The sequence below is a fragment of the Psychrobacillus syltrankelensis genome, from assembly GCF_055454035.1.
The window spans coordinates 1,522,918-1,545,366 of record NZ_CM144227.1; the positions used below are offsets into that span (position 1 = coordinate 1,522,918).

General features: G+C 37.6%; 17 protein-coding genes and 1 pseudogene. 1 reads left to right on the forward strand and 17 read right to left on the reverse strand.

Features of this window, described 5'->3' with window-relative positions; genetic code table 11:
• Positions 1-15: 15 nt before the first annotated feature.
• Positions 16-807 carry an SDR family oxidoreductase gene (locus ACTSKG_RS07595; RefSeq protein WP_464757535.1) on the forward strand — a complete coding sequence of 264 codons (792 nt, stop codon included), beginning with the start codon at positions 16-18 and terminating at the stop codon, positions 805-807.
• 204 nt (positions 808-1,011) lie between these two features.
• Here the strand turns inward: ACTSKG_RS07595 and ACTSKG_RS07600 are convergent, their stop codons facing one another.
• The 17 genes and pseudogenes from ACTSKG_RS07600 to fliD all read right to left on the reverse strand — a co-directional run bounded on the left by ACTSKG_RS07600 (position 1,012) and on the right by fliD (position 22,449).
• Positions 1,012-1,860: a VOC family protein gene (locus ACTSKG_RS07600; RefSeq protein WP_464757536.1), complete on the reverse strand. Its 849-nt coding sequence runs from the start codon at positions 1,858-1,860 to the stop codon at positions 1,012-1,014.
• Between the two features lie 732 nt (positions 1,861-2,592).
• Positions 2,593-3,516: pseudogene (locus ACTSKG_RS07605) on the reverse strand (threonine/serine dehydratase); the annotation flags it as partial.
• Between the two features lie 124 nt (positions 3,517-3,640).
• Entirely contained in the window at positions 3,641-4,216 is a 576-nt protein-coding gene (gene leuD / locus ACTSKG_RS07610) for a 3-isopropylmalate dehydratase small subunit (RefSeq protein ID WP_464757537.1), read from the reverse strand.
• Between the two features lie 12 nt (positions 4,217-4,228).
• On the reverse strand, positions 4,229-5,638 hold the full coding sequence (gene leuC / locus ACTSKG_RS07615; protein ID WP_464757538.1) for a 3-isopropylmalate dehydratase large subunit: 1,410 nt from the start codon (positions 5,636-5,638) through the stop codon (positions 4,229-4,231).
• Between the two features lie 19 nt (positions 5,639-5,657).
• On the reverse strand, positions 5,658-6,758 hold the full coding sequence (gene leuB, locus ACTSKG_RS07620; protein WP_464757539.1) for a 3-isopropylmalate dehydrogenase: 1,101 nt from the start codon (positions 6,756-6,758) through the stop codon (positions 5,658-5,660).
• Positions 6,759-6,776: 18 nt separating this feature from the next.
• On the reverse strand, positions 6,777-8,321 hold the full coding sequence (locus tag ACTSKG_RS07625; RefSeq protein WP_464757540.1) for a 2-isopropylmalate synthase: 1,545 nt from the start codon (positions 8,319-8,321) through the stop codon (positions 6,777-6,779).
• Complete coding sequence (gene ilvC, locus ACTSKG_RS07630; RefSeq protein ID WP_464757541.1) at positions 8,308-9,342, reverse strand: ketol-acid reductoisomerase; 1,035 nt, start codon at positions 9,340-9,342, stop codon at positions 8,308-8,310. The genes ACTSKG_RS07625 and ilvC overlap by 14 nt, the downstream gene beginning before the upstream one ends.
• Before the next feature lie 134 nt (positions 9,343-9,476).
• Positions 9,477-9,992 carry an acetolactate synthase small subunit gene (gene ilvN / locus ACTSKG_RS07635; RefSeq protein ID WP_464757542.1) on the reverse strand — a complete coding sequence of 172 codons (516 nt, stop codon included), beginning with the start codon at positions 9,990-9,992 and terminating at the stop codon, positions 9,477-9,479.
• Positions 9,989-11,710 (reverse strand): acetolactate synthase large subunit, encoded by a 1,722-nt coding sequence (gene ilvB, locus ACTSKG_RS07640; protein ID WP_464757993.1) that lies wholly within the window; start codon positions 11,708-11,710, stop codon positions 9,989-9,991. Before ilvB ends, ilvN begins: the two co-directional genes overlap by 4 nt.
• 411 nt (positions 11,711-12,121) lie before the next feature.
• Positions 12,122-13,789: a dihydroxy-acid dehydratase gene (gene ilvD, locus ACTSKG_RS07645; RefSeq protein ID WP_464757543.1), complete on the reverse strand. Its 1,668-nt coding sequence runs from the start codon at positions 13,787-13,789 to the stop codon at positions 12,122-12,124.
• A 500-nt stretch (positions 13,790-14,289) separates the two neighbouring features.
• A complete protein-coding gene (locus ACTSKG_RS07650) occupies positions 14,290-14,721 on the reverse strand; it encodes a hypothetical protein (protein ID WP_464757544.1) in 432 nt (143 codons plus the stop codon).
• A gap of 248 nt (positions 14,722-14,969) precedes the next feature.
• Positions 14,970-16,658, reverse strand: coding sequence for a HAMP domain-containing methyl-accepting chemotaxis protein (locus tag ACTSKG_RS07655; protein ID WP_464757545.1), 1,689 nt, complete (start codon positions 16,656-16,658; stop codon positions 14,970-14,972).
• Positions 16,659-16,677: 19 nt separating this feature from the next.
• The gene (locus tag ACTSKG_RS07660) at positions 16,678-17,466 is read right to left on the reverse strand and encodes a C40 family peptidase (protein ID WP_464757546.1); all 789 of its coding nucleotides are present in this window, start codon (positions 17,464-17,466) and stop codon (positions 16,678-16,680) included.
• 104 nt (positions 17,467-17,570) lie between these two features.
• The gene (locus ACTSKG_RS07665; protein ID WP_464757547.1) at positions 17,571-19,343 is read right to left on the reverse strand and encodes a putative bifunctional diguanylate cyclase/phosphodiesterase; all 1,773 of its coding nucleotides are present in this window, start codon (positions 19,341-19,343) and stop codon (positions 17,571-17,573) included.
• Between the two features lie 205 nt (positions 19,344-19,548).
• Positions 19,549-19,899 carry a flagellar protein FliT gene (fliT, locus tag ACTSKG_RS07670; RefSeq protein ID WP_464757548.1) on the reverse strand — a complete coding sequence of 117 codons (351 nt, stop codon included), beginning with the start codon at positions 19,897-19,899 and terminating at the stop codon, positions 19,549-19,551.
• The gene (gene fliS / locus ACTSKG_RS07675; RefSeq protein ID WP_464757549.1) at positions 19,899-20,297 is read right to left on the reverse strand and encodes a flagellar export chaperone FliS; all 399 of its coding nucleotides are present in this window, start codon (positions 20,295-20,297) and stop codon (positions 19,899-19,901) included. Before fliS ends, fliT begins: the two co-directional genes overlap by 1 nt.
• Positions 20,298-20,337: 40 nt before the next feature.
• Positions 20,338-22,449 carry a flagellar filament capping protein FliD gene (gene fliD, locus ACTSKG_RS07680; protein ID WP_464757550.1) on the reverse strand — a complete coding sequence of 704 codons (2,112 nt, stop codon included), beginning with the start codon at positions 22,447-22,449 and terminating at the stop codon, positions 20,338-20,340.

The following is a 22,449-nucleotide window of genomic DNA, read 5'->3' on the forward strand; positions in this document are numbered from 1 at the left end:
GGAGGAAGATTGACTATGAATTTAGGACTTACGAACAAACGTGTCATTGTTCTAGCATCGAGTAAAGGACTGGGAAAAGCAACGGCATTACAATTTGCAAAAGAAGGTGCGAAAATACTCATTTCAAGTCGAAACGAAGAGGAATTGAAAAAAACTGCCGATGAAATAAAGACAGTTAGTAACAATCAAGAAGTGTATTATGCAGTATGTGATGTGACAAAGGAAAACGACATTAAACAACTTTTTGAGACAGCAACCAAGAAATTTGGCGGCGTTGACATTTTAGTAAATAATGCTGGCGGCCCTACTCCTGGTGGCTTCGAACAAGTGACAGACGAAGATTGGAATGCGGCATTCGAAAAAAATTTACTCAGTTACATTCGCACGATTCGATTAGCCCTTCCATTCATGAAAAAACAAAACTTCGGCCGAATCGTCAACATCTCCTCTTCCTCAACAAAAGAAGTGTTAGATGGTCTCATTTTGTCGAATACCTTCCGTCTCGGAATGGTTGGTCTATCAAAAAGTATCGCGAGAGAGTTTGCAGGTCAAAATATATTAATTAACACAGTCGGACCAGGTCGAATACAGACAGATCGTGTCACCGAGCTCGACCAAATGGCGGCTGAAAAGAATAACGTAACACTTGATGAAGTTAGAGAAGGATTTAAGCAAGTAATACCAGCCGGAAGATACGGCGCTCCCGAAGAATTCGCAAATATAATTGTATTTTTATGCTCAGAAGCAAATACATATATGACCGGACAAAACTTAGTCGTAGATGGCGGTATGTTGAAGGCTCTATAGAGGGAGGAGACCGGAAATTTTATATTTTTGGTCTATTTTGATTAAATGGGGAACTGTGGTCTTGGGTGAGAGTGAATTGGTCTCGAGAACAGATGTATTGGTCTTGGACTGGCTTCAAGCGAATTAGTCTCGTTATGCCATTAACTGGGGTTTTATTAGCTTAAAAGAGAGCGACTTCATGAATCTGAAGTCGCTCTCTTTTGGTTATTTTACAATTAGTTTGATTTTATTTTGTGATGGATCTTTGGTGATGTAAACTCCGCTTTCTTCTATGACAGTTGCTCCGTTTGTCTGCAAGTTTGATATAGCTTTATTTAGTACTTCTTCACTTGGAAATACTAATGTAAATGCCTCAAGACCTATAACGTTATCTGCAGCTGGTGGTGCTCCAACACCAGCCCAAGTATTCAAGCCAATATGGTGATGATATTTACCGGTTGCCATGAACAAAGCACCTGGATAATTTGGCGTCACAACATCAAATCCTAATGATTTATAAAATGTCTCCGTTTTTGATAAATCCGCAACTTGTAGATGAATATGTCCCATTACAGTTCCTTCAGGTAAACCAACCCATTTTGTATTTGCACCTTCTGATAAAATACTTTGGGCATCAATTTGAAGAGTAGCCATTTCAACGTACTCCCCATTCCATGTCCAATCCGAGTCAGGGCGATCACTATAAATTTCAATACCATTACCATCTGGATCATTTAAATATAATGCTTCACTTACTAAATGGTCTCCCGCTCCAATGCGCTCATTAATTTCTATGAAATGCTTTAATATTGCTCCTAAATCTGCTCGACTTGGTAACAACAATGCAAAGTGGTATAAGCCTGTAGTTTGTTGTTGTTTTGGCATAATATTTGCTGGTTGCTCGATAGATAGAAGTGCAGTTTTTCCATCCGCAGTTAACAGAACTTTATTGTCCATTTTTTTTAGCACTTTAAATCCAATAATTTCTTGGTAGTAGATAAGTGATCGTTCTAAATCCGTTACTTTTAATTCAACTAGTTCTACGAATGTATATGGTTTATTTTGATATTTCATTTTTTATTCCTCCATTATTATTAGTTACTTATAGTAAGTTATTATATTTTAGTTACCTAATAAAGTCAAGGATGTAAGATTAGATATTATCGCAAATTCAGACTTTCATACATTATTCACCACGTATTTAAACATTTAAAGCTCTTATTTGTCATATTTTTTGTGAATCGCAAGATCAATCAGTGAAATCACAAAATGCATGCTGCGAATCGCAAGGTCTATTCTCAGAATAGCAAAATAGTCACATCAAATCGCAAGATCAAAGTCCCGGATCGCAAGATAAATAATAGTCGCAACTTTATACGCTGGATTCGCAATGTTTCGTACGTTACTCGCAATATTATCAGTCGTACCCGCAATGTTTTGTATGTTATGCGCAACATTTTAATCTATACTCACAATATTCAATCTCTAATTTGTCATATTTTTTATGAATCACAAGATCCAACAGTGAAATCGCAAAATGAGTGCTATGAATCGCAAGGTCTATTCTCAGAATCGCAAAATAGTCACATCAAATCGCAAGATTGAAGTCCCGAATCGCAAGATAAAGAATAGTCGCAACTTTATCCGCTGGATTCGCAATGTTTCGTACGCTACTTGCAACATCTCCACTTTTATTCACAATATTTTCTCCCTTATTCGCAACATTTATTACAAATGAGTTAAATTTCACTCTCGACTCACGTGAAAAAACCACCAGTCTCCTTTGACTAGTGGTTTTCACAACGTTTATTTTGCTAATGGTACTTGGATGGACATTTGCTGGCAATCAGCGAGTTTGCTGACATCGAAGTTTCCTCCGCTTACGATGATGCCTACGGTTTTGGCGGTAGATGGAATGTGGTGATTCAACACTGCTGCTACTGCTGCGGCCCCTGCACCTTCGATAAGTGTTTTTTCTCGTTCGAGCATAAAGAGAATGGCTGATGCTATTTCTTGCTCGGTCACTGTTATCATGTCGTCCACGAGGGAATGAATAATGTTCATGGTCAGCTTACCAGGGATTTTCACGTTTATCCCTTCTGCAATTGTTTTTCCTTGAAATGGAATTAGCCCATCAGCAATTCCTTTACATGCAATTGCAATGGCGGAAGCGTTTATCGACTGAACTCCAATTACTCGGATATCAGGTCGAATGGATTTTACTGCAAGTAGTGTACCTGCGAGTAAGCCACCTCCACCAGCTGGTACGATAATCGTATCAATCTCTGGACGTTGCTGAAGCATTTCTAATGCAACAGTCGCCTGACCTTCAATTACATCTAGGTCATCAAAAGGATGAATAAAGCTCGCACCTGTTCGGAGTTGTTCTTCTCTTGCTGCTACATATGTTTCATCAAAGTTTTGACCCACGAGTTTAACAGTTGCGCCGTAGCCTTTTGTTGCATTTACTTTCGAAACTGGTGTTCCGATTGGCATGAAAATGGTGACTGGTACATTGCGCACTCTTCCAGCATAAGCAACTCCTTGTGCATGATTGCCTGCGGAAGCGGCTATTAAACCTCGCTTACAATCTACATCGGTTAGCTGTGATACTTTATTCATTGCACCTCTAATTTTAAATGAACCCGTCTTTTGTAAGTTTTCCATTTTCAGAAATACTTGCATACCAGTGATTTCATTCAATGTAGATGACTTTTTACACGGTGTACGATGAACGAACTCCGCTACTTTTTCTGATGCTCGATATAAACCTACAGTGTCATATGAATTCCCAACAAAACCATCTCCTAATTCTTTTTTTCATCAAATAAATATCTTCTAAACTCCAAGTACATTACGCATTTCTTAATTCGTAAGCTTTAATATGATTCTCATATTGGAATGTCAATGAAATTTCATCCCATCCATTTAGAAGCATCTTCTTTTGGTAAGGATCGATGTCAAATGTATAAATGACTCCATCTTCTCCAGTTACTTTTTGTTCCTCTAAATTGACATTCACGACATACTCTTTTTTACTTAAAATCGCTTCTACTTGTACGACCGACAATTTAATAGGAAGAATTCCATTTTTCATGCAGTTATTATAGAAAATATCTGCGAAACTTGGAGCAATTACTACTCGAAATCCATAATCTAATATTGACCATGGGGCATGTTCACGTGAAGATCCACAACCAAAATTATCATGCGATACTAATATAGTAGAATCTTTATAGCGTTCATCATTTAATACAAAATCTTTATTTGGATTTCCTTCAGCATCAAAACGCCAGTGATAAAATAAGTATTTACCGAATCCTGTGCGTTCAATTCTCTTTAGAAATTCTTTTGAGATAATTTGGTCGGTATCGACATTTTTTTGATTCAAAGGTGTAATGACACTTTTTATTTCATTAATTGGCTCCACGGACTTTCCTCCTTACACATTTGCTAGTTGAAATTTTCGAACGTCAACGATATGACCTTCAATTGCAGCAGCTGCTGCCATTGCTGGGCTCATTAGATGTGTTCTGGATCCAGCACCTTGACGACCTTCAAAGTTACGGTTTGATGTAGATGCGCAATGTTCACCAGCTGGAACAATATCGTCATTCATCGCTAGGCACATACTGCATCCGGATTCACGCCATTCAAATCCTGCATTAAGGAATACTTTGTCAATGCCTTCTTGTTCAGCTTGTTTTTTAACAGTTTGTGAACCTGGTACAACAATCGCTGTTACATTTTGGTTAACTTTGCGACCTTCAACTACTTTTGCCGCGGCACGTAAGTCACTTAAGCGGGCATTTGTACATGAACCAATAAATACATTACTAATCTGGATATCTGTTAAAGGCATTCCTTCTTCAAGCCCCATATAAGCAAGTGCTTTTTCATGTGCTTGTTTATCGCTTGTTTCTGAAAAATCGTTTGCATATGGAATATTATTTGAAACGCCAGATCCCATCGAAGGGTTAGTACCCCAAGTAACAAAAGGCTCGATTTCATCAGCGGAAATCTCAACTATTTTATCGTAAGTTGCTCCTTCATCGGTAGCTAAAGCTAACCAACGAGCTGCCTCTTTTTCAAACGCGTCCCCAGTTGGAACATTCTCACGTCCTCTTAGGAATTCAATCGTCGTCCCGTCCGGGCTAATCAAACCAGCGCGGGCTCCTGCCTCGATTGACATATTACAAATAGTCATACGTTCTTCCATTGTTAAACGACGAATTGCTTCACCAGTATATTCAACGATATAACCAGTACCCATATCAATGCCAAATTTCGCTATAATAGCTAAAATGATATCTTTTGCTGTTACTCCATAACCAAGTTCACCTGTTACTTTGATTTCCATCGTTTTTGGTTTAGATTGCCATAAAGTTTGAGTAGAAAGCACATGTTCCACTTCGCTTGTTCCTATACCAAAAGCGATTGCTCCAAACGCACCATGAGTAGATGTGTGACTATCACCACAAACAATCGTTTTTCCAGGTTGTGTAAGTCCTAACTCTGGTCCGATAATATGGACAATCCCTTGATCGGGATGATCCATATTCGCAAGAGGAACACCGAATTCTTCACAGTTTTCTTGAAGTGTACTGATTTGTTTACGGGCAATTACATCTTTAATCTGTTCTCTATTTCGAGTTGGTACGTTGTGATCCATAGTTGCAAAACAAAGATCTGGCCGACGAACCTTCCGATTATTTAGTCGTAACCCTTCAAAAGCCTGTGGAGATGTTACTTCATGGAGCAAATGTAAATCGATATAGAGAAGGTCTGGTTTACCTTCTTCCTCGTATACAATATGTTCATCCCAAATTTTCTCAATAATCGTTTTTGCCATTAAGTTCCTCTCCCTTTGGTTAGACATAAGAAAACATAATGCTATCTGATACAAATTCCGAGTCTAACTCTTCTAATACTTTTGCCGTCCATTCTGTTGTGGAAAGTGCACGTTTTCCTTTAACTTGTAAATCACCTGTCATATGGCCGTCGTTTAATACATTGAATACCGCTTCTTCCACTGCAGAAGCTTCCGTCTCTAGTTGGAAAGCTTCACGAAGCATCATAGCTACGGAAAGAATAGTTGCTGCTGGATTTGCTTTGTCCTGTCCTGCAATATCCGGTGCAGATCCATGGACTGGTTCGTATAAACCAAAGCCATCTTCCCGTGTACTTGCGGATGGCAACATTCCCAGTGATCCCGTAATAACAGATGCCTCATCACTTAAAATATCGCCAAACATATTTTCCGTTACGACGACATCGAAATCAGCTGGTTTTGTAATTAATTTCATCGCAGTGGAATCGACTAACATATGTTCCACTTCAACATCTGGATAACCTTGTTTTTTCTCTTCTACAATTTCTCGCCATAATTTACTTGTGTCTAAAACATTTGCTTTATCAACAGAAGCAAGTTTTCCTCTACGACTTCTTGCAATTTGGAAGGCAGTATCCACAATTCGCTCAATTTCTTTTCTTGTGTAAACAAGTGTGTCTAACGCACTGTCCTTTGTTTTCTTACGTGGCTCGCTGAAGTATAAACCTCCTGTAAGTTCACGAACAATTACCAAATCAACATTTTCCGCTACTTCCCTTTTAAGAGGAGAAGCATCTAGTAATGCGGGAATAGCTTTGACTGGACGAATATTCGCATAAAGCCCAAAATGTTTACGAATTGCTAATAATCCTTTTTCCGGGCGTAAATGAGATGGATTTTGATCCCATTTTGGCCCACCAACTGCACCTAAAAGGATGGCATCACTTTGACTACATTTGCTAATTGTTTCTGCTGGAAGTGGATCTTCACAAGCATCAATTGCTGCTCCACCAATCAGTGCATAGTGCAGATGAAATGTATGGTTATAGTGTTTTTCAATTGCTTGAAGTACCTTGACTGCTGCTTCCGTTACTTCTGGACCGATTCCATCTCCCGGTAATACCGTTATCGTTTTTTCCATCCCACTCACTCCCGTGATTTATTGTGTTACTGCTATTTTTTGTTGATAATGCTCTTTGACTAACTGACGATTAATCGCGTTCAAATACGCTTTAGCAGATGCTTCTAGTACGTCTTGTGAAGCATTGCGTCCCGTGGAAATAACATTATTAAAACTTAAATTAATAACCGCTTCGCCAAGTGCGTCTCTTCCTTTAGATACAGAAGATACACGATAATCAATAATATGAACTTTCCCGTTCACAAGCTTTTCAAGTGTATTGAAAATAGCTTCTACTGAACCAGCACCTGTAGAAGAGACAACTTCCACTTGACCTGTTGGTGTTTTAGCTTGGACTGTCGCAGTAGGAATATTGGAAGTTCCATATTGAACTTGTACGCTTTCTAATTCATACACATCCACTTCAGAAGTTTTTACTTGTTGATCCGTTAATAAAACAAATAAATCTTCCTCGGTAATCTCTTTCTTACGATCTGCTAGCTTTTTAAAAGCTACAAATGCTGCATTTAATTTTTCTTCATTTAAATGAAAGCCCATTTGTTCTGCACGATCAAAGAATGCATGACGACCAGAATGTTTTCCAAGAACTAGTTCTGTCGCTACATCACCTATTAAATCAGGTGTAATAATTTCATACGTTTCAGGATTTTTCAACATACCATCTTGGTGAATACCAGATTCATGTGCGAATGCATTTTTCCCAACAACTGCTTTGTTTGGTTGAATGACAACTCCTGTTAACTTGCTCACCAGCTGACTTGTGCGTTTCGTTTCTTTTAACACAATGCCTGATTCTGTTTGGTAATAATCTTTTCGAATATGTAATGCAACTGCAATTTCTTCTAATGCTACGTTTCCAGCACGTTCACCAATTCCATTAATCGTTCCTTCTACTTGTGTTGCACCATTTTCAATTGCTGCAAGTGTATTAGCTGTTGCTAACCCTAAATCATCATGACAGTGCGCAGATAGCTTCACTTTTTCAATACCCGTTACATTTTCACTTAAGTATCTGAATAGAGCTCCATATTCAATTGGAGATGCATAACCAACTGTATCTGGAATATTAATCGTTGTAGCTCCAGCTTTGATTACTTCATTCATAATACGTACTAGAAAATCACGATCGGAACGTGTTGCATCTTCTGCTGACCACTGGACAAGTGGAAAATACTTTCTTGCTAGTTTCACCGATTCCACTGCGATTTCGATTACTTGTTCCGGTGTTTTGTTCAGCTTATATTGCATATGGATTGGGGAAGTCGCTATAAATGTGTGAAGATGCGGTTGCACTCCACCTCTTAAAGCTTCCCAAGAAGTTTCTATATCACTTTTAATCGAACGAGCCAATCCTGTAACAATGGAGTTTTTCACTGTCCCAGCAATTTGCTTAACAGCGTCAAAGTCTCCAGGAGAAGAAGCAGGGAATCCTGCCTCTATAATGGAAACTCCGTACTTTTCAAGCTGACGAGCAATTTCTAGTTTTTCTTGGGTGTTTAGGTTTATACCCGCTGACTGTTCTCCATCACGTAGCGTTGTGTCGAAAATATCAATTTTGCGCACTCGTCACCACTTCTTTCTTGACTTGTTTTTTCCCTTCATTGATAAATGGCATCAATTCACGAAGTTTTGCTCCTACCACCTCGATTTGATGTTCAGATTCAGCTTTTTTGATTGCATTATATTTTGGACGATCTGTTTCGTTTTCTTTAATCCATTCTCTTGCAAATGTACCATCTTGAATGTCCGTTAATACGTCTTTCATACGATCTTTAACGGAAGAATCGATGATACGTGGACCTGATACAAAGTCTCCCCACTCAGCCGTATCTGAGATAGAAGAGCGCATTGTAGCCATTCCTCCTTCATACATTAAGTCCACGATTAATTTTAATTCGTGTAACGTTTCGAAATATGCAAGCTCTGGTTGGTATCCAGCTTCAACTAAAGTTTCGAAACCAGCTTTAACGATTGCAGTTGTACTACCACAAAGTACTGCCTGTTCTCCGAAAAGATCTGTTTCTGTTTCTTCTTTGAAAGTTGTTTCAAGAACACCTGCACGAGCTGCTCCGATACCTTTTGCGTATGCTAAAGCTACGTCTTTTGCTTGGCCAGAAGCGTCTTGATATACTGCGAATAAACCTGGTACCCCTGCACCCGCCTCAAATGTTCTACGTACTAAATGTCCAGGACCTTTTGGTGCTACTAAGAATACATCCACATCTGTTGGAGGTACAATTTGACCAAAATGTATATTGAAACCATGTGCAAATACTAAAGATTTTCCTGCAGTTAAAGCGGATTGAATTTCTGCTTCATATACTGCTTTTTGTCTTTCATCCGGTAATAAAATCATGATAACTTCTGCTTTTTCTGCCGCTTCTTTTACTGAATAAACTTCCAATCCATCTTCTTTTGCTTGATCGAAAGATTTCCCTGCACGAATACCTACTACTACATTAAAGCCTGAATCCTTCAAGTTTTGTGCATGTGCATGACCTTGTGATCCGTAACCGATGATTGCAATTGTTTTATCCTTTAAAAGTCCTTCGTTGATATCTCCGTTATAATACATTTTAGCCATTGTAATTTCCTCCTCGAATTTGGTTTATATTTTTTTGACTCAGTCATAACTACTGCTGATTTCCGTTCCATGCGGACGCATTCCACTACAATCAAATAAGTTTCTAAAACCAGCAATAAAATATTCCAAAGTCATTATTGCAAAATAGATAACTGTGGTGTATTTAATTTCTGTGTTTCACGAACAAATGCGGTAACGCCAGTTCTAGTTAGCTCTTTAATGCCATAAGGCTTGAGCAAATCAATAAATGCATCTATCTTTTCAGGATGACCTGTCACCTGGAATGTCACGACATTTTTTCCAGTGTCGATGGTAGCAGCTCGGAACGGTTCGACAATACTATTGATCTCCGCTCTCACAGCTGGTGGCGACACGACTTTCACGAGCGCCAACTCCCGAACAACAATTGATTTCTCTGAAATGTCATTCACTTTCAACACATCTACTTGTTTTTGAAGCTGTTTTAATAATTGTTCAAGCTTTTGTTCATCTTGCACATTTACGACAAACGTCATTTTTGAAATTTGCGGTTGTTCTGTATGCCCTACTGTTATGCTTTCAATATTGAACTGACGCTTCATGAGTAGGCCAGTTACTCGGTTTAATACTCCGCTTTGGTTTAACACGGTTACCGTTATAATCCGTTTCATTCTGGCTTCACTCCAATCATTTCATGTAGTCCATTACCTGGAGCAACCATTGGGAAGACTTTTTCTTTTTGCACGACTCTACAATCAATTAATACCGGTTCATCTGAATCAAGTGCTTCTTTTAATTGTATCTTTGCATCTTCATATGTTTCGATTTTGTATCCTTTAATATCATAGGCTTCAGCTAGTTTCACAAAATCTGGTTGAATCGGCATGAGCGATTGCGAGAAACGCTCTTCATGGAAAGTTTCTTGCCACTGACGAACCATTCCAAGTGCTTGATTGTTTAAAATAATTACCTTAACTGGAATGCGCATCTCCTGCAGCAAAGACAATTCCTGAAGTGTCATTTGGAAACCTGCATCCCCAACAATTGACACTACTTTTGCATTTGGTTTAGCAATCTGTGCTCCAATAGCTGCGGGGAAACCAAATCCCATCGTGCCTAGCCCACCAGAAGTTACCCAGTTATGCGGCTTATTGAACTTATAATATTGTGCTGTCCACATTTGGTGCTGCCCTACGTCAGTCGTAACAACTGCATCTCCATTTGTATATTCGTGCACCAGTTCTAATACTTGCTGTGGAAGTAAGCCTCTTTCTTCACTAGCTTCATAGAATAGAGGAAACTGTCCTTGATTGACATGCAAGCTTTCTAACCATGCAGCTGTATTCCCATTTGGAGCATTTTGTTCAAGTAGTGCAGTTAATGCTTCTTTCGCATCTGCTACAATCGGAATTTCAGTATGAACGTTCTTACCAATTTCAGCAGGGTCAATGTCAATGTGAATCACTTTTGCATTCGGTGCAAAGTGAGCTAAGTTACCAGTTAAACGGTCATCAAAGCGTGCTCCAACATTGATCAGTAAATCACAAGTTTGAATCGCCATATTTGCTGTGTACGTGCCATGCATCCCCGCCATCCCTAAAAATAGTGGGTGATTCCCTTCAATGCTACCAAGCCCTAAAAGAGTATTTGTTATAGGAATTTGATATTTCTCTGCAAATTCCGCTAGCTGATCGGATGCTTTCGCAAACAATACCCCTGCACCGGCAAGAATAAGCGGTTGGTTCGCTCTAGAAATAGCTTTCGCTGCTTTTTGAATTTGTAAAAAATTAGGTGTTGTCGTCGGTTGATATCCAGGAAGATTTACTTCACTCGTTTCCTCTTCCGGTGAGACAAAAATACTTGTTGCCATGTTTTTTGGAATATCTACGACGACTGGTCCTGGACGACCTGTGGAAGCAATATGAAAAGCTTCGTTAATAATTCTAGGAAAATCAGCAACATCTTTTACTTGGTAATTATGTTTTGTAATTGGTTGTGTAATTCCGATAATATCCGCTTCCTGGAATGCGTCTGTTCCTATAACGGTAGTTGCAACTTGCCCTGTGAATACAACAAGTGGAATTGAATCCATCATCGCATCCGCAATTCCAGTTACAACATTCGTAGCCCCTGGACCAGACGTCGCAATAACGACCCCTACCTTCCCTGAAACACGTGCATACCCTTCAGCCGCGTGGATTGCTCCTTGTTCATGACGCGCTAAGATATGTCTAATTGGGTTTTTATGGAGTGCATCGTAAATCGGTAACACAGCACCACCCGGATACCCAAAAACTACTTCCACTTGATGCTGTTTCAATGTTTCAATAAAAACATCTGCCCCATTCAATTGTTTAGGAGCTTCTGCTGTTTCAGGCTCTTCATACATCTCAACTGTTTCTTCAACGGTAAACTTCATCATCATTTCCTCCTTTTTATTCAAATCGTCCAGTATTACAAAATTTGCTTTCTACATCTAGACTTCCGCTTTAGAAAAAAAAGAAAAGAATTTCTCCCCACACAAAGAATCCATCGTTCTTTTGTATAGGGATGAAATTCTTTTCATGGTACCACCCTAGTTCGTAGCGCAACCGCTACCTCGCAGACAACCAGCAAATGCCGGCCATCCATTTATAACGAGAGTAGCTATTACTACACCCGGAAGTATCTAAAAGGTTTCCCGTTCAACACTTCACTCCGAGGGGATGTCGTTAAAGGTTGTATTGCCGGTTCCCAGCTATACCAGCTCTCTGTAAATACAAGTTTCCTCTAACTTTTGCCTCATCAATGATTTGGATTATTAAATTTTCATTACTCCACCTGTGCTTGCAGATGTTACAAGCTTTGAATACCTTGCTAAATAGCCTTTTTTAATTTTTGGTTCAAATGGTTGTAAGTTTTCTTTTCTTGTAGCTAATTCTTCTTCGCTAACTTTCAATTCAATTGTTCTATTTGTTAAATCAATAGCGATAATATCACCGTTCTCAACTAAAGCAATTGGTCCACCATCCGCAGCTTCTGGAGAAATATGTCCGATTGAAATTCCTCGGGATGCTCCTGAGAAACGACCGTCTGTAATGAGTGCCACTTTCGTTCCTAATCCGCGACCTTGTATCGCAGAAGTTGGAGCAAGCATTTCTGGCATCCCTGGTCCACCTTTTGGGCCTTCATAGCGAATGACTACTACATGACCTTCTTGCACAGTTCCGTTATCAATGGCTTCTTGGGACGCTTCTTGTGAGTCAAACACAATTGCTTTGCCTGTAAATTCTTTGATAGAAGGATCTACAGCACCTACTTTAATGACTCCACCTTCTGGAGCAATATTTCCGAAAAGGACGGACAAACCGCCTACTGGACTATATGGATTTTCTTTTCGGCGTATGACTTGTTCATTTGTAATCTCTGATTCTTTCACATTTTCATAGAGTGTTTTACCAGTAATCGTCATACGATCCGGGTGAACTGCTCCTGGAATCTCACAAAGTTCTTTTATAATGGCACTAACTCCTCCTGCAAGATGTACATCGTGCATGGAGTAATCAGAAGCCGGCATTATTTTGGATAAATAAGGAATACGCTTTGCAACTTCATTTATTTCTTTCACGTCGTATTCAATTTCTGCTTCATGCGCAATTGCCAATGTATGGAGAACTGTATTAGTTGAGCCACCCATTGCCATATCAAGTGCAAATGCATCATCAATCGTTTCTTTTGTAATCAAATCTCTTGGCTTTACATCTTCTTTAATCATTCGTACTAGATGCTTTGCTGCTTCTTTAATAAGTCGATGACGTTCATCAGAAGTTGCAACGATTGTACCGTTACCCGGTAAAGTCACCCCGAGCATTTCCATTAATGAGTTCATCGAGTTTGCTGTGAACATCCCTGAACAAGATCCACATGTTGGACATGCATTTTGTTCAATATCGAGAAGTTGTTCTGCTGACATAGCTCCTGATTTATAAGAACCGACACCTTCGAAAACAGAAGTTAAGGAAAGTTGTTTTCCATCAGCTGATGTACCAGCTTCCATCGGCCCACCTGAAACAAATACAGAAGGGACATTCGTTCTTACCGCCGCCATCAACATTCCTGGTGTGATTTTGTCACAGTTTGGAATGTAAAACACCCCATCAAACCAGTGTGCGTTAATAACCGTTTCAGCAGAGTCAGCAATCAATTCACGACTTGGAAGTGAATACCTCATCCCAATATGTCCCATTGCAATTCCGTCATCTACACCAATTGTGTTGAACTCAAATGGAATTCCTCCAGCTTCGCGTATTGCCTCTTTCACGACTTCTGCAAATTTATTTAAATGCATATGACCAGGAATAATATCGATATAGGAGTTACAAACACCAATAAACGGTTTGTCTAAATCTTTCGTCTTCACTCCAGTAGCATAAAGTAAACTACGATGAGGAGCTCGATCAACACCTTTTTTAATCATGTCACTTCTCAATTTCAATCTCCCCTATACATACTGCTTATTTATCTTTCCTATTTGCAATTTCTTTATTTTTAGATTGTGAATTTTCTCACAATCTTTTATATATTGTTAGTATCATATCGCCTTTAAAATGCCTAGTCAATACTCTTTTTTAAAATAATCAGTTAGTTTGAATATTCATAAATCATGTAATCGCTTACATCTGCGATATATCGCATTTTGTATGCCGAAAAAATTTTGTGAACATTTTGTTAAAATAAATTAGAATAAATAGACAAGATGAAGCATATGGAGGAGAAATAGTGAGAAGAAGTTGAGATTAAATCCTTTCTGCAAACAGCAAAATTATGGCTGCGAATCGCAAGGTAGTCTCTGCAAATCGCAAGATAGCTTCTATGAATCGCAAGAACCTCCTTGTAAATCGCAAACCATAACCACGTATCGCAAATTCAACCATTCAAATACCACGAATAAATAAAAAAGACCCTCTCTCAAATTCGAGAAAGAGTCCACTACCAAATATTTGGTTTTGCAACCATCAACCAGAGCATAATTAACAAAATGAAAATATACTGCCATACAGAAAAACGCAACTTTTGAATGAGAACAGTCGAATCTATTCTTCCTGCATAGAACTGACGTAACTTCGGCTTAAACGCTCTTGCAAGAAATACGATCGAGCTGAACATGACAACAATCGTCATGATTACCCAAGAGGTGGTCCATGGCCAGTTTCCTTGCCACATAAGCAGCATACCTGACACAACTAAAACATGCCCCGCATGCTTCACAATTCGAATTGCTGCTTGAAAAATTTCTATGAGAGAATCAAGTACTTCTCCACTTTTCCCTATCATTCTTTTTAATACGGGAAATAATACAATAAAAGGACCAATCGATAGAATTGCACTTATAATATGAATAAAAATAATAAATTTGTACATAGAATTATCACCTAGATATATTATACGTTATAAAATAGATAGAGATTGTGTCGAATAGAAAAATGATTACTTCAGATAGAATCTTCTACTCGTAATATTTAGAGGAGTATGCGCAACATTGGAGCAGTTACTCGCAACATCTCAACTCTTATTCGCAATATTAACTGTCGAATGTTCAATATTCAATTCCACTTAAAAACAACCCCAATATGCTCATCACGCATTGGGGTTGTTTCATATTTAATAGTCTATATTTTAAAATGACTTACATTGTTTTGAAGAATTTCTGCGAGATCTGTCAATGATTGCGCATTTGCAGTTATCTCTTCATTTGCAGCAAGTTGTTCTTCGGTAGCAGCACTTGTATCATTTGCGCCGTCTGCAGCTATTGCAGCAAGACGTTGAACTTCAAGTGAACCTTCAGAAACGGATTCCGCCATTGCTTGGATTTGCTCGATTGCTGCGGAAACGGATTCCACTTTGATTCCAACTTCTCCAACAGCCGTTTCAATTTCTTTAAATACATCCATTGATTCATTTGTTTTGGAGAGTCCCTTATCCACTATTACTTCGCCCTCTGTGATTGCTTTTACTGCATCACTTGAAGATGACTGAATGACTTGAACCATAGAAGCAATTTCCGTTGCGGAGTTTTTCGATTGCTCAGCTAGTTTACGCACTTCTTCAGCCACAACCGCAAAACCTTTTCCGTACTCACCGGCTCTAGCTGCTTCGATAGCTGCATTTAAAGCAAGCAAGTTCGTTTGCTCGGAAATATCGGTAATAAGCGAAGTAATACTTTGAATTTCACCTGAATGCTTCGCCATATTATTCATGATAAATGTCGTATCTACAAATGTTTTATGAATTGTATTCATTTGATTAGCCACTTCTAGTACTACTCCTGAACCTTTTTTCACTAATTTTTGGACATCATCTGCAGAATGTAACATTTCTTCATTGCTTATAGAAATTTGTCCAACTCCTTGAGTCAGTTCATTCATCGCTTGAACAGAAGAATCCATATGACTAACTTGTTGTTCACTTGTTACCATTTGTTCCTCAGCTGATTTCGCCACCATTTGAGAAGAGGCTAAACTCTCCTCTGAACTCGCAGACAGTTCCTCAGCATTAGATGCAAGTTGCATTGATGAATCTCGTACACTTGCCACAATTTCTCGAAGATCATTGGACATTCTATTGAACGCAGTAGCCATTTCACCGACTTCATCTTTATTTTTGATGATAATTTGTTCAACTAACAAATTCCCATTCGCAATTTCTGACAATCCTGCGGTAACTCTCTTAACTGGCCGAGAAATGCTTCTATTAATGAAATAGGCTAAAACAATTCCTAATAGAATAGCGAATAAAGTTACTCCAATAAAAAAAGTGGTTGCAGCTTTCGCATAACTATTAATTTCTTTTCTAGTTTGTACCATATCATCATTCAAAAATTGCTCAATCTCTCCTAAAATTTGCATCTCTTCATTACTAATGGATTTCGCTTCTGAGGAGAGTTTACTAATACCCATCGTGTCATTTTTCTCTTTTGCTAAAATAATTTCCTGATTAATTGCTGCAAAAGAAGCTAATTTCTTATCGAAACTATTCATCAATTCTAATGTTTCTGGTGAGAAAAGCTTTCCTCTCAGTTCTTTTGCAAGATTCTCTGTAATTTGCAAATTCTCTTTTACCGATTTTTTCGAAGCATCTGTAGTAAACAATAAATACTCCAGTGAATTCTGACTCATATCTTTTTGAGAGATCTCAATTTCCTTCAATAGATTTAGTTTAACTACTCGATCATCCAATAAAAATTTATACTTATCACTACTATCCGACATCGATGAGAGGGCTAAAAATACCATGATAATCATTATAATTAAAATAGAGGAAAACCCCATCCATAATTTTTTACCTATTGACCACTTCATAATATAGCCCCCCTATACTTTAATTTTCAATAACCGAGTTAAACCGTTTAAACCCTACAAAATGTTCCTTCCAATAAGTAGAATCTAATTTCGCCTTCTCGACACCTTTAGTACCTGCGTGAATAAACTCATTATTACCTATGTAAATTCCCATATGGGAAATGCCGATGCCATATGTATTTTCAAAAAACACTACGTCTCCAACAACCGGATTCGTAACACTTGTACTACCAGCAAAATAACTTTCGCTACTTTGACGACTAATCTTCAGCCCCGCTTGCGAATAAACAAAATAAATAAATCCACTACAATCGAAACCAGCCATCGTATTCCCACCATACAAATAAGGTATACCTTCCAACCTGCCCGCAAAATTTACTGCTAAACTATAAATTGCTTGTCCGTTCGATGAAAGTTGTTTTGCTTCATCATTTAGAGGAGTAGGACTCGTAATTAGCTCTTCAGCCTTCACTTGAACCGGTTGCACAATCGGTTCAGTTTTTACCGGAACTGCAAGTTTAGCTGTTGCTGCCGTTTGTGATGGTTTAGTTGTCGCTACTGTTTGTGTCGGTTTAATAGTTGTCTTAACTATAGTCGGCTTTTGAACAATTAACTTTTGCTTTACAAAAATACTTTCTTTCGTCAGTTTATTCCAAGTTATAAGGTCATTCACTGATATCTTATAAGCTTTCGCAATCTTCGTTAAGGAATCTCCTTTTTTCACTTCATACAAAGGACTAGAACTAGCATTAGCTGTCGTTGAAAATGAAAATAATAATACCGTTACTAAAAGCACTTTTTTTAACATATTAATCCTCCTTCTTTTTTACTAGTAAATTAATCATAACATTAAACTATTAATATCTCACTACTAATTTTGTAAAGATATTGCCCAGGAAATAACAAAAGAATTTAATATAATAATTCTATTTTCTCGATTTTCAATGGCTTTGAAAAAAAGAAACCTTGAATTTCATCACAACCTAAACTTTTTAGCTTTTCCCATTGTTCCTTAGTTTCTACGCCCTCGCTAACTACTTTTAGTGATAGTTGTTTCGCTAAATCTATAATGGTTTTTGTAATTCCTAAACTTTTTTCATCACAATCGATTCGTTGAATAAACTGACGATCTATTTTTATTTCTCTTACAGGGAAATGCTGCAAATATACAAACGCAGAAAAACCAGTACCAAAGTCGTCAATACTAACTGAGAAACCTAAATCATTTAAATAATCAATTCGTTCCTTAACAGTTTCGTATTCTATCATAGCCACACTTTCCGTAACCTCAATAACTAACCGTGCAGGAGAGACTTTATAATAGTTTAGTTGCTTCAACAAGTATTGGGGAAAGTCACTATGCAAAAAATGCCGAGAGGAAATATTAATAGAAATTGTATAATCAATCCGATGTCCTTCATTCCAGAGAGATAATTGTTTCACTGCTTCTGTAATCACCCACTCACCGAGCGGAATTATTAAACCAGTAGATTCAGCAATAGGGATAAATTCCATAGGACTTCGAATTCCAAGTTCTGGATGATTCCACCTGATGAGCCCTTCAAAACCAGTAACCAATCCGTCGCTGCAGTTCACTTTTGGTTGATAGTATAGTTCGAACTCATTGGCTTCTATCCCTTTTCGAAGGTTCATTTCCGTATGTAAATCTTTCGACTTAGAAGTGTACATATCTGGTGTGTAAAAAGTTTGTGCATTTCTTGAAAATTTCTTTCTTCCATTATTTAAAGCAATTTGAGCCGCATTTAAACAAGCTTTCGCGTTTTCTCCATGCTGCGGAAATTGACTAAAACCAATGGAATAGGTTAAATAAACTTCTTGATCCCCAACCATTATCTTTTTGGCAAGTGCCTCGTCAACTCTTTCATAATATCCCTCACCAGTTTGGGGATTATTAGCCGTATCAAAATAAATGGCAAAATGATCAAATCCAATTCTTGCAGTTATATAAGGCTCTGGAAATAACGTCTGAATTCGTAATCCCACTTCTTTTAAGACCTCATCTGCCCCATCAATTCCTAATACGTCTTGAATATCTTGGAAAAAATCGATTTTAAGGTAGATAAAGTATGTATCCATTGTTTCATCAACTTTTGTCATTCTTTCCGTTGTTTCTTCTAAAAAGGAAGTCACTTTACTAAGCCCAGTCAAAGTATCTATAGTAGAAAGCTTTTTATATGATTCTCTTTCAATTAGTAGCATAATCGAATGAACAATCGATGGTATTACTAATAATTCATTTTTCTTCCATTCTCTCTTGGTTGAACTACGAATACTTAGTATTCCTTTAGAGTCATTCCCGTTACTAAGCAGAAACTCTAAACGATATGGAAAAGGAGACGTATACTCTTCCATTTGCTCCTCTGTCCAAAATTTCTTTTCTTTCATCAATTTGAAGTAGTGTGGATGGTCTTTTTGATGTACTACTAAAACCTCATCTTCACTCTGAATAGAAGAAGCAATATTGCTAAGAGTAGAGTTGTCACTCGAAAGAGACCAAATAGATACTTGATCTACATCTAGAAGGATCGATGAATTGCTACAAATTTCCACCAATGCATCATTTTGAGACAGATTGTACGATTGGCCCATATCTAATAATTGATAAAGTATATGTTTATCCCTCTCCATACTACTATCTGCTGTTGAGTTCAATGATGTTTTCACCAAAAATAGCCCCTTCCTTTTTGAGGAAAATATTACTATAAATATACCATATAATTATTAGAATAGTAAATCTATTTGTAAAAATTTGTTGGAAATTGAAGTCTTCTGTCAAATAAGCTGAAGTACTGATTTAATGAGAAACATTTCAGCTACTTTCCTAACATTAACAAAAACACCGACTTTCAAGTACAAAGTCGGTGTTTTTTCATTTTTTATTGTCAAAATACATGCCATCAATAGTTTGTGTAGCTGCGTAAGGGTTCGAGTAAGAACTTTCATGACGTTTCTTTTGTTGAAGATCTTTTAGATCTCCCTTTACCATATCCATCACTTTTTTCAAGCTCTTGTTAATCTCACGATCCAATTCTAGTAAATGGTCGAATAAGGAATGGGTGGAAAGATCCGTGTTTCCTAATACTTGAATCGAATGCTCACGTACGTCGAGTAAATGATTAATTTGCTCAATATACTCTGTTCGTTCATCCTCAGAAGGAATATTTGCTAAGTGAGAAAAAAGCTCTTCAGATGCAATTAGAAAATGTTCTACTTCACCCATTATGCTTGGTCTCCAGTAAATTGCTTTTGTCGATTTATCTGAATTACTTGTTTCCATGTATCTCGAAACTCAAGTACATACCCTTCTACTTCTTCAATAATGTTCACATCATTTTTTATATTCGCTTCAATTAGACGATGGTTCATATATTCATACATTTGCATCATAGACTTTGAAACTTCAATATTCATGTTCAGGGTCACCATCAGCTCTTGTATAATTTTTTGAGCCTTTTGCAAGTTAATGTTTTTTTCTTGGACATTTTTTTCAGTAATTGCAATCTTCGCTTTACCTAAAAACTTTAAGCATCCATTATAAAGCATTAACGTTAATTCCCCAGGTGATGCAGTGCTCACACTATTATTTTTATAAGCTTGGTGAACCGATTGTGCTGCCAATACGATACAACTCCTTTAATGTAACTCAAAAACTATTCACTTATTGATTATTACCAAATTGGGAAAGGTATGAAGATTGAGAGTTAGCTTTGCTAATTGCTTTCTCCATCGCGGTAAATTGTTTCCAGTAACGAGCTTCCATATCCTTTAAACGACTCGTAAAATTTGTAATGCGAGTATTCGTATCAATCAAGCTTTTACCTATTGAGTATTGTTGGTCAGTAGAAGTAGCTTTACCAGCCTTCAACTCTATTTTACCAGTAAATTCTTTCATCGACTCGCGAAGACGTTGAACAATTCCTCGTGTATCCTCTGTTTCAGTTTTAGTACCTGATGTGGTTAAGGTTTTTACAACCTGATCTGGATTTTCTGTTAAAGCTTTTCGTAATTTATCTTCATTAATAATTAATTTCCCACCGTCTGTATAAGCACTGGAAGTGGTAATACCCATTTCTGCGAGCGTATCAATCACATTATCTTCATTTCCAACTTTTCCGTAGATAGCATTACGCATTCCCGACAAACCGCCACTTACAATAGAATCGCTTCGCAAAAGACCACTTTTAGCTTTTTCGTCCCATAACTTTTGTTCACTTTCAGACATATCTTTACGTTGTTCATCTGTTAGTGGAGGAAAATCTCGATATTTTTTTTCTTTCAACGAATCATTCATTCCGCTAATAAGCTCATTATACTTTGTCACAAATTCTTTTACTTTGTCAACCATGGAATCGATATCTGTAGAAGACTTTAGTTGAACTGGAGCAGCAGACGTTTCTGTTATTGTATCTTGGTCTATTTTTTCTAAATCCGCTAATTCTTTAGTTAACTGTTCACTACGCTTGTTGGCAGCGTCTAGTTCGGAAGTTGTTCTATTAACTTCTTTTTGCCCTATTTCTAATTTTATCTCATTTTTAGCTACTGTACTAATAGTAGAAAATTCAGGACCAACTTCTATTAATGTTCCTCTATCAGCAGTAGATAAGCCTTTTAACAATTTTTTAGTATTGTCACTTACCTCTAATGCATCAATCTCTTCATCTTTTATTTCTGTGCCATTTACTTTTGCCTGATTAAAAAGATTAGCAACCTTATCTAAATCAGACTCGCTAATATTTGCTAATACATTTTTCAAGTTGTTATTTGTTTTGATAGAGCTGTCATATGTGTTTTTTATATCGGTGTCTACTATACTACCGTATGAATTATCATAATCCGCTTGAATAGCTAAAAGATTATCTTCAGCTACTGTTTTTGCGTTTTCAGCGTTTTTTATATCTTGAGGAGCTAATTCAAGTGCTTTTCTTACTGCTTCAAGCTGTTGTTTAAATGTATTTTTTTCATTAAAGGTAGATTGTAATGTAACCGTGTAACCTCCGATCGTGAAGGTATTTGAAGAACGCTCTGTAGAAATACCGTTCACTTGGAAAACTGCATTTTTGCCCCCAGCGGCCAAACCATTTATAGCAATATTTCCTGCCGTTCCCATGCCTAGTGCTTCAAATACGTTCTGACCTTCAGTATTAGTTACTTGTACTTCTGCTTCACCCTTCAAATCACCAGTATTTTTGGCAGTAATGGATAACTTGCCATTCTCAAATAAAGCGGATACACCAGCATTGCTGTCATTAATTTTCTTAACTACTTGGTTAATCGTGTCATTCGCACTAATCTCAATTTTTGTTGCTTTGGCTGCTAGAGTTCCATCAGCTTGAATAGCCTTTAGTTCAATGGTAGTATCCCCTGTTATTCCAGATAATTCACTCATTTTTGTACTACCAGTAACCGTTCCTCCTGTGGAAGTGGTAATAGAGTTGCCTATATTTCTCGCTGCTGATGCTAGCTGGGAAACCCCTTCAATAGATAAGTTACTAGATGCTGCTCCTGTTGCAGTGGCACTTACCAGACTCGAATTGGAACTTTCCGCTTTCTTTTTATTAAAGTTGCTTGATAACATAAAATTATCAAATAAATAATTATTAAAAGTATTTAACTTTGTATTGATAGAACGATAGGAATCACGTTGCCATTCGAAAGTAGTTTTCTTTTGTAGTAATTTATCGAGCGGAACACGTTGTACTTTCATTAAATCTCCAACAATTTTATCAATATCCATTCCTGAAGCCAATCCACCAATTCTCATTCCTGCCAT

What these genes read in the sequence shown, in the direction of transcription:
- ACTSKG_RS07595 (WP_464757535.1), top strand. Translation starts at nt 16, where the DNA reads ATGAATTTAGGACTTACGAACAAACGTGTCATTGTTCTAGCATCGAGT.
- ACTSKG_RS07600 (WP_464757536.1), bottom strand. Translation starts at nt 1,860, where the DNA reads ATGAAATATCAAAATAAACCATATACATTCGTAGAACTAGTTGAATTA.
- leuC (WP_464757538.1), bottom strand. Translation starts at nt 5,638, where the DNA reads ATGGCAAAAACGATTATTGAGAAAATTTGGGATGAACATATTGTATAC.
- leuB (WP_464757539.1), bottom strand. Translation starts at nt 6,758, where the DNA reads ATGGAAAAAACGATAACGGTATTACCGGGAGATGGAATCGGTCCAGAA.
- ilvC (WP_464757541.1), bottom strand. Translation starts at nt 9,342, where the DNA reads ATGGCTAAAATGTATTATAACGGAGATATCAACGAAGGACTTTTAAAG.
- ilvN (WP_464757542.1), bottom strand. Translation starts at nt 9,992, where the DNA reads ATGAAACGGATTATAACGGTAACCGTGTTAAACCAAAGCGGAGTATTA.
- ilvB (WP_464757993.1), bottom strand. Translation starts at nt 11,710, where the DNA reads ATGTATGAAGAGCCTGAAACAGCAGAAGCTCCTAAACAATTGAATGGG.
- ACTSKG_RS07650 (WP_464757544.1), bottom strand. Translation starts at nt 14,721, where the DNA reads ATGTACAAATTTATTATTTTTATTCATATTATAAGTGCAATTCTATCG.
- ACTSKG_RS07655 (WP_464757545.1), bottom strand. Translation starts at nt 16,658, where the DNA reads ATGAAGTGGTCAATAGGTAAAAAATTATGGATGGGGTTTTCCTCTATT.
- ACTSKG_RS07660 (WP_464757546.1), bottom strand. Translation starts at nt 17,466, where the DNA reads ATGTTAAAAAAAGTGCTTTTAGTAACGGTATTATTATTTTCATTTTCA.
- fliT (WP_464757548.1), bottom strand. Translation starts at nt 19,899, where the DNA reads ATGGGTGAAGTAGAACATTTTCTAATTGCATCTGAAGAGCTTTTTTCT.
- fliD (WP_464757550.1), bottom strand. Translation starts at nt 22,449, where the DNA reads ATGGCAGGAATGAGAATTGGTGGATTGGCTTCAGGAATGGATATTGAT.